27 protein-coding genes are annotated in these 20,176 nt (G+C 57.1%); 22 read left to right on the top strand and 5 right to left on the bottom strand.

Features of this window, described 5'->3' with window-relative positions:
• Nucleotides 1-20: 20 nt before the first annotated feature.
• The 9 genes from HX783_RS02425 (at nt 21) to HX783_RS02385 (ending at nt 7,770) form a co-directional block, all read left to right on the top strand.
• On the top strand, nt 21-482 hold the full coding sequence (locus HX783_RS02425) for a DUF2280 domain-containing protein (protein WP_177015834.1): 462 nt from the start codon (nt 21-23) through the stop codon (nt 480-482).
• Entirely contained in the window at nt 469-1,770 is a 1,302-nt protein-coding gene (locus tag HX783_RS02420; protein ID WP_177015833.1) for a terminase large subunit domain-containing protein, read from the top strand. The genes HX783_RS02425 and HX783_RS02420 overlap by 14 nt, the downstream gene beginning before the upstream one ends.
• On the top strand, nt 1,767-3,185 hold the full coding sequence (locus tag HX783_RS02415; protein ID WP_177015832.1) for a DUF4055 domain-containing protein: 1,419 nt from the start codon (nt 1,767-1,769) through the stop codon (nt 3,183-3,185). Before HX783_RS02420 ends, HX783_RS02415 begins: the two co-directional genes overlap by 4 nt.
• Nucleotides 3,160-4,245 carry a minor capsid protein gene (locus HX783_RS02410; RefSeq protein WP_177015831.1) on the top strand — a complete coding sequence of 362 codons (1,086 nt, stop codon included), beginning with the start codon at nt 3,160-3,162 and terminating at the stop codon, nt 4,243-4,245. The genes HX783_RS02415 and HX783_RS02410 overlap by 26 nt, the downstream gene beginning before the upstream one ends.
• Before the next feature lie 55 nt (nt 4,246-4,300).
• A complete protein-coding gene (locus HX783_RS02405) occupies nt 4,301-4,786 on the top strand; it encodes a hypothetical protein (protein ID WP_177015830.1) in 486 nt (161 codons plus the stop codon).
• An 82-nt stretch (nt 4,787-4,868) separates the two neighbouring features.
• Nucleotides 4,869-5,597: a hypothetical protein gene (locus HX783_RS02400; RefSeq protein WP_177015829.1), complete on the top strand. Its 729-nt coding sequence runs from the start codon at nt 4,869-4,871 to the stop codon at nt 5,595-5,597.
• Between the two features lie 12 nt (nt 5,598-5,609).
• Nucleotides 5,610-6,575: a major capsid protein gene (locus HX783_RS02395; RefSeq protein WP_042572010.1), complete on the top strand. Its 966-nt coding sequence runs from the start codon at nt 5,610-5,612 to the stop codon at nt 6,573-6,575.
• A gap of 47 nt (nt 6,576-6,622) precedes the next feature.
• Nucleotides 6,623-7,207 carry a hypothetical protein gene (locus HX783_RS02390; protein ID WP_177015828.1) on the top strand — a complete coding sequence of 195 codons (585 nt, stop codon included), beginning with the start codon at nt 6,623-6,625 and terminating at the stop codon, nt 7,205-7,207.
• A 59-nt stretch (nt 7,208-7,266) separates the two neighbouring features.
• Nucleotides 7,267-7,770, top strand: coding sequence for a DnaT-like ssDNA-binding protein (locus HX783_RS02385; protein ID WP_177015827.1), 504 nt, complete (start codon nt 7,267-7,269; stop codon nt 7,768-7,770).
• A 1-nt stretch (nt 7,771) separates the two neighbouring features.
• On the opposite strand, the gene HX783_RS02380 is transcribed toward HX783_RS02385, so the two are convergent.
• Nucleotides 7,772-8,041, bottom strand: a complete 270-nt coding sequence (locus tag HX783_RS02380) for a hypothetical protein (RefSeq protein WP_177015826.1) — start codon at nt 8,039-8,041, stop codon at nt 7,772-7,774.
• A 94-nt stretch (nt 8,042-8,135) separates the two neighbouring features.
• Here HX783_RS02380 and HX783_RS02375 point away from each other — a divergent pair, with 94 nt between their 5' ends.
• From HX783_RS02375 to HX783_RS02315, 13 genes are all read left to right on the top strand, one after another.
• Nucleotides 8,136-8,504 (top strand): hypothetical protein, encoded by a 369-nt coding sequence (locus tag HX783_RS02375; protein WP_177015825.1) that lies wholly within the window; start codon nt 8,136-8,138, stop codon nt 8,502-8,504.
• Nucleotides 8,501-9,157 carry a hypothetical protein gene (locus HX783_RS02370; protein ID WP_177015824.1) on the top strand — a complete coding sequence of 219 codons (657 nt, stop codon included), beginning with the start codon at nt 8,501-8,503 and terminating at the stop codon, nt 9,155-9,157. The genes HX783_RS02375 and HX783_RS02370 overlap by 4 nt, the downstream gene beginning before the upstream one ends.
• Complete coding sequence (locus tag HX783_RS02365; protein WP_177015823.1) at nt 9,154-9,570, top strand: phage tail terminator-like protein; 417 nt, start codon at nt 9,154-9,156, stop codon at nt 9,568-9,570. Before HX783_RS02370 ends, HX783_RS02365 begins: the two co-directional genes overlap by 4 nt.
• A gap of 392 nt (nt 9,571-9,962) precedes the next feature.
• Nucleotides 9,963-10,619: a phage tail protein gene (locus HX783_RS02360; RefSeq protein ID WP_177015822.1), complete on the top strand. Its 657-nt coding sequence runs from the start codon at nt 9,963-9,965 to the stop codon at nt 10,617-10,619.
• A gap of 3 nt (nt 10,620-10,622) precedes the next feature.
• Nucleotides 10,623-11,003 carry a phage tail assembly chaperone gene (locus tag HX783_RS02355; protein ID WP_032877397.1) on the top strand — a complete coding sequence of 127 codons (381 nt, stop codon included), beginning with the start codon at nt 10,623-10,625 and terminating at the stop codon, nt 11,001-11,003.
• Between the two features lie 47 nt (nt 11,004-11,050).
• A complete protein-coding gene (locus HX783_RS02350; RefSeq protein WP_177015821.1) occupies nt 11,051-11,320 on the top strand; it encodes a DUF1799 domain-containing protein in 270 nt (89 codons plus the stop codon).
• Nucleotides 11,317-14,664, top strand: a complete 3,348-nt coding sequence (locus tag HX783_RS02345; protein WP_177015820.1) for a phage tail tape measure protein — start codon at nt 11,317-11,319, stop codon at nt 14,662-14,664. Before HX783_RS02350 ends, HX783_RS02345 begins: the two co-directional genes overlap by 4 nt.
• Nucleotides 14,664-15,002, top strand: coding sequence for a phage tail protein (locus tag HX783_RS02340; RefSeq protein ID WP_177015819.1), 339 nt, complete (start codon nt 14,664-14,666; stop codon nt 15,000-15,002). Before HX783_RS02345 ends, HX783_RS02340 begins: the two co-directional genes overlap by 1 nt.
• An 11-nt stretch (nt 15,003-15,013) precedes the next feature.
• Nucleotides 15,014-15,766 (top strand): phage minor tail protein L, encoded by a 753-nt coding sequence (locus HX783_RS02335; protein ID WP_177015818.1) that lies wholly within the window; start codon nt 15,014-15,016, stop codon nt 15,764-15,766.
• Nucleotides 15,767-15,768: 2 nt separating this feature from the next.
• Nucleotides 15,769-16,530, top strand: coding sequence for a C40 family peptidase (locus HX783_RS02330; RefSeq protein WP_177015817.1), 762 nt, complete (start codon nt 15,769-15,771; stop codon nt 16,528-16,530).
• Between the two features lie 25 nt (nt 16,531-16,555).
• Nucleotides 16,556-16,810, top strand: a complete 255-nt coding sequence (locus tag HX783_RS02325; RefSeq protein ID WP_177015816.1) for a hypothetical protein — start codon at nt 16,556-16,558, stop codon at nt 16,808-16,810.
• A 357-nt stretch (nt 16,811-17,167) separates the two neighbouring features.
• The gene (locus tag HX783_RS02320; RefSeq protein WP_177015815.1) at nt 17,168-17,584 is read left to right on the top strand and encodes a GNAT family N-acetyltransferase; all 417 of its coding nucleotides are present in this window, start codon (nt 17,168-17,170) and stop codon (nt 17,582-17,584) included.
• 103 nt (nt 17,585-17,687) lie between these two features.
• On the top strand, nt 17,688-18,086 hold the full coding sequence (locus HX783_RS02315) for a GNAT family N-acetyltransferase (protein WP_177015814.1): 399 nt from the start codon (nt 17,688-17,690) through the stop codon (nt 18,084-18,086).
• Between the two features lie 132 nt (nt 18,087-18,218).
• On the opposite strand, the gene HX783_RS02310 is transcribed toward HX783_RS02315, so the two are convergent.
• The 4 genes from HX783_RS02310 to HX783_RS02295 all read right to left on the bottom strand — a co-directional run bounded on the left by HX783_RS02310 (nt 18,219) and on the right by HX783_RS02295 (nt 20,001).
• Complete coding sequence (locus HX783_RS02310) at nt 18,219-18,842, bottom strand: hypothetical protein (RefSeq protein WP_177015813.1); 624 nt, start codon at nt 18,840-18,842, stop codon at nt 18,219-18,221.
• Between the two features lie 79 nt (nt 18,843-18,921).
• Nucleotides 18,922-19,290, bottom strand: coding sequence for a hypothetical protein (locus tag HX783_RS02305; RefSeq protein ID WP_177015812.1), 369 nt, complete (start codon nt 19,288-19,290; stop codon nt 18,922-18,924).
• A gap of 56 nt (nt 19,291-19,346) precedes the next feature.
• A complete protein-coding gene (locus HX783_RS02300) occupies nt 19,347-19,640 on the bottom strand; it encodes a hypothetical protein (RefSeq protein ID WP_177015811.1) in 294 nt (97 codons plus the stop codon).
• 55 nt (nt 19,641-19,695) lie between these two features.
• On the bottom strand, nt 19,696-20,001 hold the full coding sequence (locus tag HX783_RS02295) for an NIPSNAP family protein (RefSeq protein WP_177015810.1): 306 nt from the start codon (nt 19,999-20,001) through the stop codon (nt 19,696-19,698).
• Nucleotides 20,002-20,176: the final 175 nt, after the last annotated feature.

The following is a 20,176-nucleotide window of genomic DNA, read 5'->3' as shown; positions in this document are numbered from 1 at the left end:
AGCTATACGGATTCGCATTTATGGCAACGCTGACAGATGGCGTAAAACGCTTCATCGTCAAGGCGTTAGCGTGCTTTGACACACCGACGCAGGTGGTCGATGCGGTAAAGGACGAATTTGGTTTGGTAATACACCGCTCACAAGTCGCTCAGTATGACCCAACGAAGATTGCAGGTAGCAAGTTAGCCATCAAGTGGAAGATTTTGTTTCAAGATACCCGCAAGCGATTCCGCGAAGAGACCGCAGAGATACCGATCGCCAACCGCGCCTTTCGCCTCCGCGCCATGAACCGCTTTGTGGAGAAGGCCGAGTCAATGAAGAACATCGGCTTGGCCATGCAGATCCTCGAGCAGGCCGCGAAAGAAACCGGCGACATCTACGTCAACCGGGCACGGAAAGAAGAGGCTGGCGATGAACCGGTGATCCCGACCCGCATTCAGGTCGACGTGGTGGATGCGAGGAAGCCGAATGCCGAGCCTTAACGTTCCGCAGGCTCAGTTCCTCACACTGCCCCACAAGTTTCGTGCATTCGTTGCCGGGTTTGGCTCAGGCAAGACCTGGGTGGGTTGTTCGGCACTCAGCAAACATTTCATGGAGTGGCCTGGCGTCAACGCTGGTTACTTTGCACCGACTTACCCGCAGATCCGGGACATTTTCTATCCGACGATGGATGAGGTGGCCTACGACTGGGGGCTGAAGACCAAGATCAACCAGGCGAACCACGAAGTTCACATCTACAGTGGCCGGCAGTACCGCGGCACTGTGATTTGCCGGTCGATGGAGAAGCCGCAGACGATTGTTGGTTTCAAGATCGGCCATGCCCTGGTGGATGAGCTGGACGTGCTGACCGCGGTCAAGGCTCAGCAGGCCTGGCGCAAGATCATTGCCCGGATGCGTTACAACCTGCCCGGGTTGAAGAACGGAGTGGACGTTACCACGACACCGGAGGGCTTCAAGTTCGTCTTCCTGCAGTTCGTGAAGCAGTTGCGCGATAAGCCTTCGCTGAACGAGATGTACGGCCTGGTGCAGGCCAGCACGTTCGACAACGAGTTGAACCTGCCGGATGACTACATCGCCTCGCTGATGGAGTCGTATCCACCTCAGCTGATTATGGCGTACCTCAAAGGCCAGTTCGTAAACCTGACGTCCGGCACGATCTACACCGCCTACGACCGCAAGCTCAACGGATGCTTCGACACCGTTCAGCCTGGCGAGCCGCTGTTCATCGGGATGGACTTCAACGTCGGCAAGATGGCGGCGATTACCCACGTTAAGCGCGAACAGGGGTTGCCCCGGGCCGTGGATGAGCTGATCGACGGCTACGGCACGCCCGACATGATCCGCCGCATCAAAGAGCGCTACTGGCAGCACGACGGCAATGACTACAAGAAGACCTGCGAGATCAGGATCTACCCGGATGCCTCGGGCGATTCGCGCAAGTCTGTGAATGCCAGCATCACCGATCTGGCGATGCTCAAGCAGGCCGGGTTCGCTGTCATTGCTCCAGCGGCCAACCCGCCGGTGAAGGACCGAATCAACGCAATGAACGCCGTCTTCTGCAATGCGCAGGGCGAGCGCCGCTACCTGATCAATTCGCTTACCTGTCCGACCTATGCCGATGGCCTGGAACAACAGGTGTGGGGTGCGAATGGGGAGCCAGACAAAACCGCCGGCATTGATCACGCGAACGACGCCGGCGGCTACTTCATCCACCGCGAGTACCCGATCATAAAACCGGTCACCGCTATCAAAATGGGATACGCCCGATGAGCAACGACGTCTCCTTCAAGCGGGCGGAATACACGGCAGTACTGGACCGTTGGGCAACCGTTCGCGACGTTTGCGCGGGCCAGCACCGGGTTGTCGATCGGCTGCCGTACATCAATGCGCACGACAAGTCGCCGGAGAACGAAGACCGGAACCGGGCTTACCGCGAGAGGGCGGTGTTCAAGAACGCCACCGGGCACACCCGTAACGGGCTGCTGGGTTTAGCTTTCCACAAAGATCCGACACTGACGGTGCCGAAGAAGCTGGAGTACCTGCAGGACAATGCCAACGGATCTGGGGTGAGCATTTACCAGCACTCACAGGGTACGCTTGAGAAGGTGCTTGAAGCAGGTCGCCACGGTCTGTACGTCGACTATCACCAAGACGATGGCATTGGAGGCCACTCGGTGATCCTGTCCTATTGCGCCGAAGACATCATCAACTGGCGCACGGGCATGGTGAACGGTCACAGCGTGCTGACGCTGGTGGTGCTGCGCGAGTCGCCGGAGATCCCTGAAGGGTTCGGCTACAAGACAGCTGAGCAGTACCGGGAACTTGCGTTGGAGGACGACGGCTTTGTGTGCCGGGTCTGGCGCCGGTCCGGTCCGAAAGGTGGCGGGCCGCTGGCGGTCATCGAAGAGTTCAGGCCGGAAGGCGTCACCGGTCGCCTCAAGGAGATCCCTTTCACCTTCGTCGGCGCACAGAACAACGACCCAAGCATCGACGAGTCGCCGCTGTACGACATCGCCATGATCAACCTGGGCCATTACCGGAACAGTGCCGATTACGAAGACAGCGTCTTCTGGTGTGGCCAGGCCCAGCCGTGGATCAGTGGTTTGGATGAGCAATGGCGCGACTGGATGGAGAAGAACGGCGTCTACGTCGGCTCCAGGGCGCCAATGATGCTGCCAGCCGGCGGCCAGTTCGGTTACGCGCAGCCATTGCCGAATACGTTGGTCAAGGAGGCAATGAACGACAAGAACCAGATGATGATCGAGCTGGGCGCCCGGATGGTGGTGGCATCTCTGGCCGCCAAGACCGCTACGGAGTCCCGCGGCGATCAATCGGCATCCACTTCGGTTCTGGCAGGCTGCGTGGCAAACGTCAGCGAGGCCTACACCCGGGCGATCATGTGGTGCTGCGCCTACATGGGTATCGCTGACAAGAAGGTCGCCTACCAGGTCAACCAAGAGTTCGTAGAGCTCACGGCCGATCCGCAGATGATCACGGCCTTGGTTGGCTTGTGGCAGAACGGCGGGTTTGCGAAAGCTGACCTTCGGGCATACCTGCGCAAGCTCGGCTTGATCGCACCAGAACGTACTGACCAACAGATTGACGGCGAACTGGAAGAGCAGGGCGACGGCCTGGGCCTGGACGACGAGGACAAACCAAATGGCGGTCAATCCGGCAGTACTTGATGCCACGATCCGGCACGCGGTCTTTCTCGAAAAGCTGAAGGCTGGGGAGGCGGGCAAGTTTGCTCCCTTCCTCAAGGAGATTGATCGTTCGATCCGTGACCGGCTCACCCAGTCAGACCTGACCGAGTACAACACGAAGCGCCTGGAAGCGTTGCTGAAGGAGGTCGACAGCCTGTTGCTGGGCATCTTCGACCGATATAGCGCGCAGTTGAACCTCGACTTGGTGGACATCGCCAATTACGAGGCTGAGTTCGAGGTGACCAGTCTTGCCCGATCAGCGCCGGTTGGCGTGTCGCTCGATGTGGTGGCGCCCACGGCTGCTGCAATTCGCAGCGCGGTGCTGACGAATCCACTCAGCGTGCGCGGTACTGGCGGCGGGAAGCTGCTGAAGTCATTCATCAAGGGCTGGACCAGCGCCGAGCGCGAGCGGGTCACGGGCAAGATCCGGCAGGGTTTCTTCGAAGGGCAGACGAACTTCCAGGTCATTCGCAACATCCGCGGCACGAAGGCGGCTGGCTACAAGGACGGCATCCTGGCCACCACCAACCGCAATGCCAGCACGGTCGTGCACACCGCTATTCAGCATGTGTCGTCCCAGGCGCGCATGGAGGTGGCCAAGTTCAACACGGATATCGTTGAAGAGATCCAGATGGTGGCCACGCTGGACAGCAAGACCAGTCAGCAATGTCGCTCGATGGACAAGCGCAAGTTTCCGGTGGATTCCGGCCCAAGGCCGCCGTTTCACCCAAACTGCCGAACCACCTTCATTTTGCTGACCAAGCTCAGTGCGATGTTCGCCAAGGGCGCTACGCGGGCTTCGGTGGGTGCTGACGGCGGGCAGCAGGTGAGTGCTGAACTCGATTACTACCACTGGCTCCAGCAGCAGCCATCCTCGTTCCAGGACGTCGCCATCGGCCCCGTCCGAGCCAAGCTGTTCCGGGAGGGCGGGCTGACTGTCGAGCGCTTCACTGAGCTGCAGCTTGATCGCAACTTTGCGCCGCTGACTCTGGCGCAGATGAAAGCGCTTGAGCCGTTGGCGTTTGAACGTGCGGGGTTGTAACTGAATGGCCAAATTCTTAAGCTTGAACGGAGTAGTTTCAGCAAGGGAATGTTCTGTGTTCAGTAATTTGACTTCTAGCCAGCATAACAACCTTATTAATGTCGCTCTCTTGATGATCTCCGACCCTAGGGGGATCGCGCCGAGACGCTCAACCGTATACCTGGAATATCTTCCTATCGTCCAAGTGGTTTTTGGAAGGTTAAAACATCTGGAAGCTCAGACGATTATCAATTCTGGTGATGCTTCATTGGCGATGAAAGCATTGTTATTCATCCGGCGGCATCAGAGTTTCAGGGTGAATATGACAGCCGCTAACCTAGCGGAGGCGATACAGGCTGTTTGCGTAGCCCGGCGCTCAGGAGGGCTCTATGCGCATAGGGCAATTCTCTCAGTTGAGATATATCCGCGAACTCGTTTGAAAATCGGACCAGATACTGTTGTTGGGATCTATAAGGATAGTGTTCATGCAGAGCTTGCTGATGCATACGCGAACTTTTTGAGTAGTGATCAAATCAAGACGATCCAAGTGCTCGGGTATTAAATAGTCAAGTCATACCAACCCGCTTCGGCGGGTTTTTTTATGCCTGCAAAGCGGGCAAAACATACCCAAGGGGTGCGTCACCGTGGCAGAAGAAAACGAAATCGACCTGGAAAACCCGGCAATCAAGGCCGCTATCGCGACTGCCGTTGAAGCATCCGTTTCCGGCTTGAAAACCAAGAACTCGGAACTGCTGGGCAAGCTGAAGGAAGCCTCCGGCAAACTGACCCAGTTCGAAACCCAGTTTGAGGGCATCGATATCGACGCCGTCAAAGGCCTGCTGAGTCGTGCCGGCCAGGACGAAGAAACCAAGCTGCTGACCGAAGGCAAGGTGGATGAGGTCTTCAATCGTCGTACCGAGCGCCTGCGTGGTGACTACGACAAGCAGCTGAAGACCATCAGCGAGCGCGCCGAGAAGGCTGAGTCCTTCGCTGCCAAGTTCCAGGGCAAAGTCCTGGGTGACTCGGTGCGCGGTGCAGCGCTGAAAGCCGGCGCTCTGCCGGAAGCAACCGACGACATCATCCTGCGCGCTAAAGGCGTGTTTACCCTTAACGAAGATGGCGATGCAGTCGCCGTTGATGAATCCGGCCAGGTCATCCTCGGTAAGGACGGCAAAACCCCTTTGACTCCGCTCGAATGGGCGGAATCTCTGCGCGAAAGCGCACCTCATCTGTGGCCAAGGGCTTCAGGGACATTTGCCCCGGGCGGGGGTGGCGGCAAGGCTGCATTCAAGCGCTCCGAAATGACCTCCGAGCAGAAGCGCGATTTTCAGCGCAAGCACGGCCAAACCGCATATCTCGCATTGCCCAAGTAAGGGGATTGACCCATGGCTACAACCGTTAACAGCGACCTGATCATCTACAACGATGAGGCGCAAACCGCATACCTGGAGCGTGTCCAGGACAACCTGGATGTGTTCAACGCATCGTCCAATGGCGCGATGGTGCTGGACAACGAGCTGATCGAAGGCGACTTCCGCAAACGCGCGCTCTACAAGCTGAACGGCTCTCTGGAGCACCGCGACGTCAACTCTGACGGCAAGGTAACTGCCAAGAAGATCAGCGCCGGCGAAGCCGTCGGCGTCAAGGCTCCCTGGAAGTACGGCCCGTACCAGACCACCGAAGAGGCGTTCAAGCGCCGCGGTCGTCCGGTCGAGGAGTTCTCCCAGATCGTCGGTGCCGACGTTGCTGATGCGACCCTGGAAGGCTTCATCCAGTACGCAACTGCTGGCCTGCGTGCGGCCATCGGCTCCAACGCTGACATGGTGGTCTCGGCTAACATCGAAACCGATGGGAAGAAGACGCTGACTCGCGGTATGCGCAAGTTCGGCGACAAGTTCGGCCGTATTGCTCTGTGGGTCATGCACTCCAGCGCCTACTTCGACATCGTCGACGAAGCCATCACCAACAAGATCTACGAAGAAGCTGGCGTCGTGATCTACGGCGGCCTGCCGGGCACTCTGGGCAAGCCTGTGCTGGTGACCGACACCGCGCCGGCGGATGTGATCTTCGGCCTGCTGCCAAACGCCGTAACCATCACCGAGTCGCAGGCGCCGGGCTTCCGTTCCTACGAAGTGAACGACGAAGAAAACCTGAGCATCGGCTACCGCGCGGAAGGCACCGTGAACATCGATGTGCTGGGTTATAGCTGGAAAGCCACAACTGGCGGTTCCAACCCAACCCTTGCTGCCGTCGGCTCCGCTGCCAACTGGGTCAAGCATGCGGGCAGCAACAAAGTCACCGCCGGCGTGATGATCACGCTGACCGCAACGCCTCCTGTTACTGGCGGTTAAGCCTCAAACTCAACGCGCGGTCAGCAATGGCCGCCTTGGAGAAACACATGGAACTGACTTACAGCAACCAGCTGAGCGGCTTCGACCCGGAGAAGCGTTACCGCAATCCGGAACACTTCGATAAGCCTGAAGCGGGTGTGACCAGCGTGCTGGTGATTGGCGATTGGCCGAGCGTGGTCAATGCGTACGAAGCAGCCGGCATCGATGTGTCGGTGAAGGAAGCCAAGCGGGCGCAGATTGTTGGTGCGGGCAACCAAGCCGAACTGGAAAAGGTTATCGCGGCTTTGCGTGCTGAGCATGGATCGATTCAGATCCTTGTTGACGGCCTGGAAGCTGGCGAAATCCATCGTCCAGAGTCCGGCGACCTGTCGTTGCGCTTGTTTGACGTGCTGGGCACGATCCATGCTTCGGTTGATGAGTTGACCACTGAACGTGACGGCCTGGCCTTGACTGTCGACGCACTGCGTGGCGAGGTTGAAGCGCTGAAGAAGTCTTTCATCACGCCCCCGGCTGATGAGGTCGGTGAAATCGCAGCGCTGAAAGCAAAGCTCGATGAGGCCCAAGTGCAGTACCGCGCCAATGCATCGAAAGAATCCTTGGAAAAGCTCGTCGCTGAGTTGCCCAAGGAGTAATACTGCTGGCTGTCGGTCACCCGGCGGCCAATCTACAAACCATTCCAGCGAGTTGACGCATGACACTCATCATCGAGGACGGCACCGGCAAGCCTGACGCCGAAAGCTACGCGAGCGCCGAGGACCTGGCCATGTATGCCGTGAAGTTCGGCACGGTCATCCCCGCAGGTGTTCCTGAGCAGGAAGCGTTGCTGCGCCGGGCCGCCTTGGCGATGGATGGCATGACCTGGAAGGGGCGCAAGACCAGTAGCGAGCAGGCCCTTTCCTGGCCGCGCCGGGAAGTGCTGCTGGATCAGGAGATCAAGCCGAACAACTACCTGCCGGCGCGCATCCAGTACGGCCAGATGGCCCTGGCTGCCGAGATTCATCAGGACGATATCGACCCAGTGGAGAAGCGTAAAGGCGCTGTTTTGCTGGATCGTGTTGAGGGAGCGGTGACGCGGCAGTACGCGGCGATACCGTCAACCAGCAATCGACTGTTGCCGGCAGCGCCGGATCGACCCAGCGCTACGCAGTTTGCGGATTATCTGCAGATGAGGGGACTATTTGCTGTACGCGCTTGAGTCAGATTGCTTTGAGCATGCGCTCAAGGTAAATCAGTTCTCGCTGCGCTGGTGACCAAGGGTCGTGTACGGTTGATTTGCTAATGAATGCTCGCGCGACGCTGGGGGCACCGTTGGACTGAATCGCTTTTTTAATATTGGCATCCGTCCAAAAATCAGTATCTGGCCCCAAATATTCTTGGCAGACGAAAGTTCTCAGATTTCTTTTGGTGAGTTCGTCAACAGCTTGCTGGTCTTTCACCAGCGAATAGTTTTGTTTTGGTGGTTTCACTGACTCACTCCTTTGATTTAGAAAACGTTCTATAACTCAGTCACTGGTATCGGGTCTATGGCCGTTAGCTCTTTAATACTTTGAGGGAGTGTCAATGGCCTTCTACGACGAGATGGCCACGATGGCTCTGGAGATGATCACAGAGTTCGGCCAGCCTGTGACCTTCAGCAAGACGGAGCCGGGCGAGTATGACCCGGATCTCGGCGGCGAAGCGCCAGGCGTGCCCGTCGAGCAAATCGCCCAAGGCATCCTGCTCGACTTCACCGGCCAAGAATTCCAAAACAACAGCCTCATCAAGCAGGGCGACAAGAAGCTCAAGATCGCCGCGCAGGGCTTGTCTTGGGTGCCGGGCTTGCTCGACAAAGTGGTCGCACAGGGCCGCACCTGGTCAATCGTTCCGCCACTGAAAGAGGTAAATCCCGCCGGCACGCCGATCCTGTATGAGCTGCAGGTGCGGTCATGACGAACAAATACGCGAATTTGAACGGCAGCTTTGCCGAGAACATCCGCGACTTCGCCGAGCGCGCCCAAGCCGGCATCGACGCAACCATCCGCGAGATCGTGATCGAGATCGGCAGCAGTGTCATTCGCATGTCACCGGTGGGCAATCCAGAGATCTGGGCTGCGAACGTCGTTCACCGACAGGCGAACAAGCGAGCCGCGGATGACTATGACTTCAAGGTCGCGGTGCGCAACACGATCATCAACCTGAACGAATCGAACTTCACCAAAGCCGGCAAGTTGCGAAGGGGCGTGAAGTACGCCAAACCCCTGACCAAGACCGAGCGCGACCAGAACTTCAACGTGAACGGTTTGGTGGCAGGCAAGGGCTACGTTGGCGGGCGGTTTCGCGGGAACTGGCAGTTTTCGATTGATACGCCGGCCGAGGGAGTGCTTGATCAGATTGATGCCAGCGGTAACGTCAGCATCGCCGTGCTCAAGGCGCAGGTTCAATCCCTGACAGCGGGGCAAACAGCCTACATCGTGAATAACCTTCCTTATTCTATCCCGCTGGAATATGGCCACTCGACCCAAGCACCCGGCGGTATGGTCCGAATCACTCTGGCTCGCTTCCAGCAGATCGTCGACGAAGCCACAAGGAACAACCAGGTATGAGCCACGCCATCATCGCTTCAATTTACGAGGCCAAGCTGATTGCCTGGAGCAAGGCCCGGACGGAGCCGATCAAGGTGGTGTTCGAGAATGTCCAATATGATCCGGCGGACGGCGAGACCTATCTGCGGGCTTTCATGCTCCCGGGTGAGACGGCCAGCAGCACGCTAGCCGGCGACCATCGAGCTTTCATCGGCGTCTACCAGGTCAGTATTGTGGCTCAGGTCAATACCGGAAAAACCAAGACGAACCCGCTCGTAGCCGAGCTGACCGCACTGTTTCCGCTGTACGCAAGGGACACGAAGGCGGGCGTCACCGTCGTCACGATGTCACCGGTCGACCCTGGCCCTGGCATCCCCGATCCGCCGACCTTCACCGTGCCGGTGTCGTTCGAATACCGAGCCGACACCGCCTAATCCTAAGCGGTAGAATCCCTTCATGAATTGGTTTGGGAATACCTGCGATGGACGAAATCAGGAAGCAGCGGCTTCAATATCTAAGTGAGTGGGTAGAGGATCACTGCTATAGGAATCGCGAAGAAATCGCCTTGAGCGAGCGGTGCTTATGCGTCGGATGCGGTCTTTGGCTTGTGCCAACTGAAATTATAAAGTGGTACGAGGATAAGCATGCCTGCTGTCCAGGCTGTGGCCTTACCGGTGTGGTCGTAGGTTCGAAATCCGGCATCCCTTTGGACGAGGTCCGAAGCAATATGAAAGTCGATTAGCAACAAACAACATTTAGCCCGTTGGGCAAACCCCGAAACCCGCCTCTGTGCGGGTTTTTTCATTTCTGAAAAGAGGAAACACCCATGGCCGGCATCCAAATGCCCAACGGCGCCACCTTCGAGATTGCAGCCACCTACGGCCCTGCGATCCCATTCACTGCGTTGACCAACGCCAATCCAGCCGTCGCTACCGCGGCAGCGCATGGCCTGGCCGAAGGTGATGTTATCGCCGTCAACTCCGGCTGGACTCGCCTTGAAGGGCGTGGCGTCCGTGTCGGCGAGATCGCCAGCGGCACTTTCGCGCTGGAAAATGTGAATACCGTCAACGTTCAGCAGTATCCGGCCGGCTCGGGCATTGGCTCGGCTCGGGAGGTGACCGGTTTCACTGAGATTTCGCAAATCACCGAGCTGAACTCCAGCGGCGGCGATCAGCAGTTTCTGACCTTTGGTTTCCTGGCCGACGATGATGATCGCCAGATGCCAACCACCAAAAACCCGATCACGCTGACCATCACCGTCGCTGATGATCCTTCCAAGCCCTATGTGGAGGTCTGTGAGGCTGCCGATGACGACAAGCAGGCTCGCCTGCTCCGACTCAACCTTCCTGGCGGCAGCAGCATCATCTACAACGGCTACGTGTCGATCACCTCGACGCCGACCATGTCCCGCAACAACTTGATGACTCGCGTCATCAGTATCGCCCTGACCGGTCGTCCAACCCGCTACGCGGCCACGGTGTAATCCATGGCCAAGTTCAAGTTGATCCAAAAGCCGACCTTCAAGGCACCGGTGATGATCCAGCGCGCCGGCTACAACGCTGAAAAGGTGGAGTTCGAGTTCAAGTATCTGGACCGCACCGCGCTTGCCGAGCTGTATACCGGCTGGAACGAGCGGCACGACGAACTGGGCAAGCAGGTCGGCGACATGGACCTCAAAGCTTTCACCGCCGCCCAGATCGCCCTGCAAGCAGACCAACTGCTGGATGTGGTGGTGGGCTGGGATATCGAAGAGGAATTCACGCCTGAAAACGTGCGCATCCTCGTCAACTCCATCAACTCCGCCCCCAAAGCCGTGCTGAATGCCTATGCAGAAGCCTTCAGCGAGGCCCGCCTGGGAAACTCCTAAGCGCCTCCCGCGCGCTGTATGAGCCAGGGCCGTCAGATGCAGATCTGATGGCCTTTGGCTTATCGCGCCAGGACATACCCGACAAGGAAGTCGGCATTTGGCCCGACAACTGGGACGCCTTCAAGGTCTTCGAAGCCATGAGCACCCAGTGGCGCACAGGTGCGTGCGGCGCGACAGGCATGGACTACAGCGTTCTCTCCGGCGTAATTCGAATGTGCGGCGTGCCGATCAGTCAGCGACAAACCATTTTCAGCGACTTCCGGCGGATGGAGGCTGAAGCCCTGCAGGTGATGGCGGAACAGAGAGAAACCAAATGAGCACGAACTTCGCCTCCCTGGGCATTGCGGTTGAGTCGTCGCAGGCCGCAAAGGCTGCTGACGATCTGGATAAGCTGGTCGATTCGGCGGAAGGTGCCCAGAAGGCCATTGATGACCTGGGCAAAACAGGTGAAGGCCTGGCCAACACAGGCAAGAAGGTTTCCCAGGCCGAAGCGGACGTTGCTCAAAGCATCGATAAATCCACTGCTGCCAGGGATCGGCAGGCCGGGGCAAGCCAGCGAACCGGCGTTACGGCCACTGCTGAAATTGCTGTTATCAAGCAACTGCAGAGCGCCATGGAGGGCAATCTCGGCAGCATTGAGCAGATCATCCAGGCTGAAGGTTCGCTTGAGCGGGCCCGTAAAACCGGGATGGTTGAGGGTGCCGATCAGGTCAAATATCAGGAGAAGATCACCGCCGCCTATGACAAACTGGAAAAGGCAGAAGCGAAAGAGCTGGCACAGAAGCAGCGACTGATTGAGGCAGAAGGTCGTCGCATCGAAGCGCTTAAGCGTACCGTTAACGGCATTGATCCGGTAACTGCCAAGCTGGCGAAACTGGAAGAACGAGAGCGTGCACTTAACGAGCTTCATAGAATTGGCGAGAAAGACGCCACAGAATACAACGAAGCTCTTGCCAGGATCGGAAAGGACCGGGCCGGCCTGACTGAAGCTAATAGCGCATTCGACAAACTGAAGCTCGGCACCCGCCAAGCTCAAGAAAACGTCATGCAACTCGCCAACGCCCTGCAATCAGGTGATCTTGGGAGCGGGGCGCGTGCCATTGCTCAGCTGGGTGCTGGTGCGGGGGCTTCCGCGAAGAGCATGGCCAGCATGTTGATTCCGGCCGGCCTGTTAGTCGCGGTAATTGGCTCACTGGGCTACGCATACTTCGATGCAATGAAGCAGGCGCGCGAATTCAACGCCGCAATCAACGGCGGCACGAACGGCGCCGGGCAGACCATTGCCAGTCTGAAGGACATGGCCGACGGTGCCGGCCGTATCACCGGGAACATGTCCGGTGCGCGGGAAGCGGTCGTGTCGCTGGCGTCTGGTGCAGCCACCAGCGGCACGCAGATGCGTAATCTGGCCGAAGCTGCCGCTGCTGTCAGTGAAGTAACCGGGCAGGGCGCGGGCGAGCTGGCTAAGTCCTTTGCCACCGCCGGCGAAACGGCCACCGAAGCCGCAGGCAAGATCAGCAGCCAGTTCGGGCTGCTGACCCTTGAGCAGTACCAGGTGATCAAAGGCCTGGACGACCAAGGCGACAGTCAGCGCGCCTTGGATGTGCTCAGCGAGGACTTGAACCAGGCTGCGCTGCAACGACTGAAGTCGTATCGCGAGTCCCTTTCCGATGTGGAGCGCGACTGGGACAACATCAAAACCGCTATCAAGGGCGCATACGCCGAAGTCCGATCGGAGATATTCCCGGACTTGGCCAAGCAGATTGAGATCACTCAGCGCGTGCTGGATACGCGCAAGGGCGGCGGGGTGGCTGGCGCCATCTCCAATGGCCTCAGCTCGCTCAACACCGCACTTGGCCTGGGCACCGGTGAGCACGACGACTCGACTGAAGCGCTGGAAAAGAAGCTCGCAGGACTAAAGTCTCGACTTGCCGCGAGTAGCGCTCAGACGGCTGCGACTGGTGAAGTCACTGACGCAAACCAGAAAGCCATCGAGGCTCAGAAGGCGCTCGACGCTCAGCTTGATAATGTGAATCCCCTGGCAAAGCGCCAGGCAGGCCTCAAAAAACTCAACGATCAATTCAAGGCACTGTACGAAAACGCGGAGAAAACTGGACAGAAATCGCCATTGCTCAACGGTGTCAACTTTGACGGTAGCAAGTTCTCCGGAGGGGCCTATGACACCCTGCTGAAAGGCCTTGAGGACAAAAACAAGGACCCAAAAACAGCCGGCACCCAGGTAGACCTCACTGGATTCAACGATGCCAAGAACAACTTTGCGTCCATCGCTGCCGACTACAAAAACTACCAAAAGGAACTGGAAGCGGCACAAAAGGCCGGCCTGCTTTCCGAGGCCGATTACCTGCAACGGCGCCAAGCTCTCATCGGCAACGAACGGGACCAGGTAACGGCCGCCTACGAGGCCGAGATTGCGGCGCTGGAGGCTGCCAAGGGCAAGAAGACCACATCGGCCGCGCAAAGTATCCAGCTGGACCAGAAGATCGCTGACGCGCGCGCAGGGATGGTCAAAGCGCAGAAGGACGCTGACAGTCAGCTTGAAGTCCTGGCGACCAACGAGACCGGGCGCCTCGCTAAGCAGGAGCGGGCGATAAGCACGTACGTGCAGGCGCTGGGGCAACAACAGAGGGCGTTGGAGCTGGCAGGCCAGCGCGCAGTGATCGGCGTAGGGCAGGGTGACCGCCAGAACGCGCTCAGCGGCGAGCTGAACAGCCAGCAAGACCGGTTTGCTCAGCAGTCGCTGGAGCTGGCCAACCAGAAGTCCGACCCATCGCGGAACATGTCGGAAGAAGAGTTCAAGCGTAAGTCGCAGGCGCTCGCAGATGCGAACAAGGCTGCCACTGACCAAATTCGGCAGAACTACGCGGATGTGGAGAACGCCCAAGGCGATTGGACCAAAGGTGCGACAGCGGCTTGGGACAACTATCTGGATTCGGCGCGGAACATCGCCGGCCAGACGAAAAGCCTGTTCGGCAATGCCTTCAGCTCGATGGAAGACGCAGTCGTCAACTTCGCCGTGACCGGTAAAGCATCGTTCTCGGACTTTGCAAAATCGATCTTGGCTGACATGGCGCGCATTGCAACACGCCAGGCCAGTTCGGCATTGCTGAGCAGTCTGGTGGGGTCTGCGGCGAGTTACTTGGGCGGCAGTGCCGCAGGTGGCAACGGACTGGCGGCCGGGTCTGCTGGTGCGGGCTCTTCCAATCTGGGTGCTTCAGCCGGCGGCTACTCCGGCTCCTACTTTCCGCAAGCCTTGGGCGGTGCCTGGTCGGGCGGTGTGCAGATGTTCGCCGACGGCGGCGCCTTCACCAACTCAATCGTCAGCAAGCCTACGGCGTTCGGCATGGCCAACGGCAAAACCGGTGTAATGGGCGAGGCAGGGGAAGAGGCAATCATGCCGCTGACCCGAACATCCAGCGGCAAGCTGGGCGTTATGGCCATGGGCGGCGGCGGTGCAGGTGCAACGCAGATCAATGTCGAGGTACACATCGACGGCGAGGGTAACGCTTCGTCCTCGGCTGACGCCCCCGGTTACGACTTGTTCGGCAAGGAACTGGCAACGTTTGTTGAGCAGAAGTATCAGCAAATGCGCAACAAGGACATGGGCCAGGGCGGCGTCATCAGCAATGCAATCAAGGGGCGATGATGGCAATCGAACGATTCACTTGGTCAACGGAGAAGGGCGCGGAGGGAGATATCACCCAACGCGTGCGCTCCAAGCAGTTCGCCGACGGATATGAGCAGTCGGTTGAGGATGGTTTGAATAACCAGTCGGAATCCTGGCCGGTGACTTTCACCGGTATGGAATCTCGAATTCTGGAGATCAGGAAGTTCCTCGACCGGCACAAGGGGGCAAAGGGCTTTCTCTGGACGCCACCACTTGGTGTGCTTGGGCTCTACAAGTGCAAGGGCTACAAGCCGGTGCACCGAGGCGGCCAGGTCTACGCCATCAACGCCACCTTCCAGCAAACCTTCCACCCTTGAGATAACCGCCCATGGCACTGATCACGGACATCCAGAAACTGGAGCCCGGCGGCGAGATTCGCCTATTTGAAATTGACGGAACCGAGTACGGCGCGGATTACCTGCGCTTTCACGGTCACGCCATCCCGCATACACCCGAGGAACTGCTCGCCTACGAACACTCGGAAGAGGACCTGCCTGCGAAGTCGATCTGGTGGCAGGGCGAAGAGTACGCAGCATGGCCGGTGCAGATTGAGGGTATTTCCTCGAGCAGCGACGGCACGGCTTCTCGACCTACGTTCGCAGCGGGAAACATCAATGGCCGCGTCACCGCGCTGTGCCTGGCGTTCGAGGACATGCTGAAGTTCAAGCTGACGGTGCGCGAGACCTTGGCGCAGTACCTGGATGCGGCGAACTTCCCCGACGGCAATCCAACTGCTGACCCGACCCAGGAAGCACTGGAAGTCTGGTACATAGACCAGAAGACCAGCGAGGACGGTGAGGCAGTGATTTGGGAGCTGTCTTCCCCTGGCGAGATCGACAACCACGGGCTACCCGGCCGGCAGATGACGACGTTCTGCCATTGGGCAATGACCAACGGCTACCGGGGGCCGGACTGTGGCTACACCGGCGCGGCCATGTTCGACGACGAGGACAACCCCACGGATGACCCGGCGCTGGATCAGTGCAAAGGCTGTCTGTCGTCTTGCAAGTTGCGCTTCGGCGAGAACAACGAACTCTCCTTCGGCGGATTCCCCGCCGTTTCCCTGATCGCCCGGAGCTGACCATGCGCAAACACATCATTGCGGCCATCCAGGCGCACGCGGCGGCGGAATATCCACGTGAGTGCTGCGGCCTGCTGTTGGCCGTCGGCCGGGCGCAGAAGTACTTCCCATGTCGCAACATCGCCAAGGACAAGATCGAAGAGTTCCGGCTTGACCCAGAGGATTATGCCGCGGCGGAAGACCTGGGCGAGGTAATCGGCATTGTCCACTCGCACCCGGACGCCACCAGCAGACCGTCACCGCACGACCTGGCGATGTGCGAAGCCACAGCGCGGCCCTGGCACATTCTGTCGTGGCCCGAGGGCGATATGCGCACGATCACGCCAACGGGCTGCACGCCGCTGCTCAAGCGCCCGTTCGTGCATGGGGCATGGGACTGCTGGCAGGTTTGCTCCGATTGGTACCAGCGCGAATGGGGCCTGGAGTTTGAATCCTTCCAGCGCACCGACGGCTGGTGGGAGAGTGCCGAGAACGCCAGCATGTACGAGCAGCACTACGAGGCCGCCGGATTCGTTCGCGTAGACCGGCCGCAGCGCGGCGATATGATCGTTATGCAAGTCGGTCGTACGGTTCACCCGAATCATGCAGGGATCTACCTCGGCACCGATCCGTCGCTGCCTGGTGAGGATTCAGGTGTTTTCGGCCCGGGCCCGTTCCTGCTGCACCACCTGTACGGCAGGCCGTCCGAGATCATCGTCTACGGCGGCCCTTGGTATGACCGAACGCGCCTGATCCTCAGGCACAAGGATGCAAAACAACCATGACGCGACAGGGTCGCCGGAGCAGGGCATGCAGACCGCACAATGCTACTTACTGACCATTCACGACCTTTTCAACATTACCGACGCTGGTGTCTGCGGCGCTGAAGCCGAAGTCGCCATTCTGGATGGTGGTGTCGAGATTGATCGCATGAAATTCTCCGGCAAGTGCCAGAGCAAAGGCGGTTACAGCCGCAGCTACTACGGTAAGTCAGGGCTTAAAGCAGCGCTTGTATCTGGGCCTGGGAGAATTGATTTTGGTTTGAAGCAGGCGGTCGCTATCTAGGTTCTTCGCCGCCACCCATAAAGTCATCGGTTCCTAGCCTATGCGACCCATACTTCACAGTGTGGCCATCACCCAGTCGCTCAGCCTTGATCTCTGCGACATTTTTGTCGGCGTAGATGTCAACAAAGCTCCATGGATCATTACGACCCACGGCCCATCCCATCACCCACCCAGGCATATCCGGGTCTGCTGGTAGATTTTTCACGAGACTTCTGACTGACATGGCCATTCCTTGGTAATTAAAAGCGCAACGCTACTACGCCAATCGTCAGGCGAGTTACTGGCATTTCATCCAGCTATATCAAAGATACTGAACGGTCTAAGATGGTGGTTTTTTGGGACTAGGGAGCTATTGGAATGCCGAAGCGTATAGAGCTCAAGGAGAGCATGAATGCATCACGTGCAGAGCAGATGCTATTTAGCGATCCAGATTCGTTTAAAGACGCTAAATGCTGCGCTCATCGAAGCGAGCTCTTGACGATCGAAGCAGACGGGAAAGAATCCGGTTTTGTTCTTCTTGGTTATTGGCAAGGAGACGACGGAGTAGCTGTTGAGGTTTCTAAGTTCTTCGTTAAGCCTGAGTGTCGCGGGGAGGATGGGATTTCAGTTGCTGCTGCGCGAGAGGTTTTGTCTTTGCTTAAAAAACGTGGACATGAGCACTACGTACTGCACTCCCTAAATGAAAAGGCTTCACATTTTTGGAAGAAAGCGCTGTCTGAGGTGAGCTACAGAGAGGACGGAAGCCTATTCAGAGTAGGTGAAGAGGTGTCGTAAAGTCTTCCCTCAAACCTAGGTGAAGCAAGTTTTTGCATCTGGCCACTATTTTGCTCCCTGAAATATGAGAGTAGCCGGAGCTGTTTTTATGTGGGGTATTCACATGGCCAATTTGACATTTGCCGAAGCCGGCCGGGAGCAGGAACTAGCTGCCCAGAAGATTTTGCGGCTCGATCCTGACTGTGGGTTTAGCGAGATCAGAAGTGATGCATTAGATGAGGGTGAGCGCTGCTACGTTATACTTTATGGTAAAGAGGTGGTGGGGTTCTATTCATTTCGCTGGGTTAGTAGCCAGATTTTTTACTTCTTCGTCGCGCCGGCTTGGCGAAAAAAGGGAATCGGAACGCACGCGTTAGGGCAGCTGATTGTGGAATTGAGGGGGCAAGGAGTTGATCATGTTATTGTGAACACGACTCCCGGGTCAGAACCATTTTGGTATGCAGCTTTTCGTGGCTTCGGAAGTCAGAACGAATGGAGCAGTCGTCACAGATTCTATATCTAAAAAGCTCCTTGGTGCCCCGATCCTTGCTCCACGCCCAGTACCGTGCTGGGCTTTTTGCATTGGATGCTCTCAAGTTGATTTTTAGCTTATAGATCCCTAAGTGGGGAGGCTAGTAGCTCATCTACTTTGTAATTAATGGGCTGCGGCCAAGCCGATCAAGACTATGCTTGAAACGGCAGATAGAGTCACTCCACATTTAATAGCGATCCAAGCATTTTTCCGTATATTTCGATACTCGGGCTCTCCTGTTTTCACAGTATCCCATGTGGATTTCAGTAAGTGAGATGCTGCGTCGCGTATATCAATGCAGCATTTGCTAGCGTTTTCATAGTTCTCTTTGTTGAACTCGTTACGTGCATTTGTGATGTGTCGCATTAAAATGGCTTCATAGCTTTCAGGATCATTTTTTACGCTCTCTGGGTTTAATCTCATCTGAATACAAGATAATGTTTTTATTGCCTGCTGGAAGGCCTCTTTACTGTTTTCAAACCATTGTTGTTCCAGCTCGACTTCGGCTTTTGTTGACTCACTGTAGTACTCTCGAAGGTTTTCTACTCTGATCAATTCTTGTAGTGCTGCACTATATTCAGCAATCTCGTTCCGCAGACCATCAATCCATGAGAGTCGGAACTCAGATATTTTGTTTTCTTTTGAGCTTACTAGGTTTGCGAAAGAGAAGAAGCCCGCGATGACGGCAGCTAAAATTGCACCGATTGCAATATATAAAGTGGGTGGCATTGTGGTTGATATTTCCATATTAATTCCATGTCAGTGACAGTCCACACCTTGGTGGCGGTTAATTGGTAAGTGGTGTCATAGTTGTGCGCTCATAAACTCACTCGTAAAATACTCTGCCGGTGGAGCCGCCTAGGATGCGGTCACGGATTGGCATGTGACGGAAGTATTCGCCGATAGCGCTGACTGATCCAGGCCGCGGATCTACGTCGTCTCTCCAAAAGGAAGCCTTCAGTGGGATGTCCACATTGAAGAGGCAAACAAACTGCTCCTCATCTAGATCATAGATGACTTTCTCAACAGCTGGCGCAAGCTCCGATCCTGTCATCGTTTCCCATAACGTGCAGCTGGTTCCTTGCTCAAAACGAAGGCCAAGGAAGGGGGCGAAAGGAAGGGTTACCTGATGGCTGCAGTAACCAAGTAGCTCGCCCTTCTGGACGACTCTGACAGCGAGCAAAACCTTATGCATTGGTGCTCCTATTATTGAGGCGTGTTGTCGAAAAGCCCGGCGGGTCGGGCATGGCGTTATTTGAAATTACGCTCGTATAGCAGCTCACTGCACCGACGCGCGACGTTAAGAAAGAACCAGGCGCTTACTGCGAGGCCGCCCAAGAATACGAAAGCCAAAATGGCTTTTAGCGGTAGGCCGTGATTGCGAGTCAGGACTAACAGATCAGGTGTCGTTGTGGTGACAACCCATAAGTAAAAGCTGCCAACCAGAAAGCTCGGGGCGCCGATGAAGGCGAGCGCCCAGTCGTTAAGTCCGGCCCAGGTTTTCTTTTCCTTACGGTTATCCCATGCAGCTTTGAGGAATTTCATAGCGACTTACTCCATGTGATTAGCGGCTAGGAAGCCCGGCGGGCCGGGCTTGGGTTCAATCGAGCACTGGCCGCAAGAAGGTTCTCTCGGAGCTGACGATGAATCGCTTCTCTTGTGCCAGTGCGAATGTGCTGATGCATTCCGGATCAGTCTCTGATTCTTTGCGATAGCGCTCGTAATCCGAAAGGCTCGGAAAGCTGAAAAGGCAATAGGCGACGTTGCTGGCGCCCTCGGCAGGAAGGAAGTAACCGTGGTGGGTTCCTCCCATGCGGTTGACTATGCCAATCCACAGTTTCGAATAGTGCTCAAAGGCTTCGATTTGATAAGGGTCAATCTGATACTTCAGGTGGCAGGTGATCACGCGAGTCGTCCTTGTCCAGTTTGAATGCGCAGCTTACTGGACATCCATGTGATTGGTAAAACTCGACAAGGTGCTGGGCTTTTTGCATCTGCCCCCCAGTGCTACAGTCTCGCCAAACCAAAGAGGGAACGACATGCGGATTTTGGCGTCCGCAGCATGAGTTTGATGGTTGCCT

It is taken from the genome of Pseudomonas sp. D2002 (assembly GCF_013385735.1).
GTDB lineage: Bacteria > Pseudomonadota > Gammaproteobacteria > Pseudomonadales > Pseudomonadaceae > Aquipseudomonas.
Note: the sequence above shows the minus strand (reverse complement) of the source record. Positions and strands in the feature narration are given on the sequence as shown.

Excerpts from the sequence above, each read along its gene's own strand:
- HX783_RS02425 (WP_177015834.1), top strand. The coding sequence starts at position 21 with ATGGCAACGCTGACAGATGGCGTAAAACGCTTCATCGTCAAGGCGTTA.
- HX783_RS02420 (WP_177015833.1), top strand. The coding sequence starts at position 469 with ATGCCGAGCCTTAACGTTCCGCAGGCTCAGTTCCTCACACTGCCCCAC.
- HX783_RS02415 (WP_177015832.1), top strand. The coding sequence starts at position 1,767 with ATGAGCAACGACGTCTCCTTCAAGCGGGCGGAATACACGGCAGTACTG.
- HX783_RS02410 (WP_177015831.1), top strand. The coding sequence starts at position 3,160 with ATGGCGGTCAATCCGGCAGTACTTGATGCCACGATCCGGCACGCGGTC.
- HX783_RS02395 (WP_042572010.1), top strand. The coding sequence starts at position 5,610 with ATGGCTACAACCGTTAACAGCGACCTGATCATCTACAACGATGAGGCG.
- HX783_RS02390 (WP_177015828.1), top strand. The coding sequence starts at position 6,623 with ATGGAACTGACTTACAGCAACCAGCTGAGCGGCTTCGACCCGGAGAAG.
- HX783_RS02385 (WP_177015827.1), top strand. The coding sequence starts at position 7,267 with ATGACACTCATCATCGAGGACGGCACCGGCAAGCCTGACGCCGAAAGC.
- HX783_RS02375 (WP_177015825.1), top strand. The coding sequence starts at position 8,136 with ATGGCCTTCTACGACGAGATGGCCACGATGGCTCTGGAGATGATCACA.
- HX783_RS02370 (WP_177015824.1), top strand. The coding sequence starts at position 8,501 with ATGACGAACAAATACGCGAATTTGAACGGCAGCTTTGCCGAGAACATC.
- HX783_RS02365 (WP_177015823.1), top strand. The coding sequence starts at position 9,154 with ATGAGCCACGCCATCATCGCTTCAATTTACGAGGCCAAGCTGATTGCC.
- HX783_RS02360 (WP_177015822.1), top strand. The coding sequence starts at position 9,963 with ATGGCCGGCATCCAAATGCCCAACGGCGCCACCTTCGAGATTGCAGCC.
- HX783_RS02355 (WP_032877397.1), top strand. The coding sequence starts at position 10,623 with ATGGCCAAGTTCAAGTTGATCCAAAAGCCGACCTTCAAGGCACCGGTG.
- HX783_RS02350 (WP_177015821.1), top strand. The coding sequence starts at position 11,051 with ATGGCCTTTGGCTTATCGCGCCAGGACATACCCGACAAGGAAGTCGGC.
- HX783_RS02345 (WP_177015820.1), top strand. The coding sequence starts at position 11,317 with ATGAGCACGAACTTCGCCTCCCTGGGCATTGCGGTTGAGTCGTCGCAG.
- HX783_RS02340 (WP_177015819.1), top strand. The coding sequence starts at position 14,664 with ATGGCAATCGAACGATTCACTTGGTCAACGGAGAAGGGCGCGGAGGGA.
- HX783_RS02335 (WP_177015818.1), top strand. The coding sequence starts at position 15,014 with ATGGCACTGATCACGGACATCCAGAAACTGGAGCCCGGCGGCGAGATT.
- HX783_RS02330 (WP_177015817.1), top strand. The coding sequence starts at position 15,769 with ATGCGCAAACACATCATTGCGGCCATCCAGGCGCACGCGGCGGCGGAA.
- HX783_RS02325 (WP_177015816.1), top strand. The coding sequence starts at position 16,556 with ATGCAGACCGCACAATGCTACTTACTGACCATTCACGACCTTTTCAAC.
- HX783_RS02320 (WP_177015815.1), top strand. The coding sequence starts at position 17,168 with ATGCCGAAGCGTATAGAGCTCAAGGAGAGCATGAATGCATCACGTGCA.
- HX783_RS02315 (WP_177015814.1), top strand. The coding sequence starts at position 17,688 with ATGGCCAATTTGACATTTGCCGAAGCCGGCCGGGAGCAGGAACTAGCT.
- HX783_RS02310 (WP_177015813.1), bottom strand. The coding sequence starts at position 18,842 with ATGGAAATATCAACCACAATGCCACCCACTTTATATATTGCAATCGGT.
- HX783_RS02305 (WP_177015812.1), bottom strand. The coding sequence starts at position 19,290 with ATGCATAAGGTTTTGCTCGCTGTCAGAGTCGTCCAGAAGGGCGAGCTA.
- HX783_RS02300 (WP_177015811.1), bottom strand. The coding sequence starts at position 19,640 with ATGAAATTCCTCAAAGCTGCATGGGATAACCGTAAGGAAAAGAAAACC.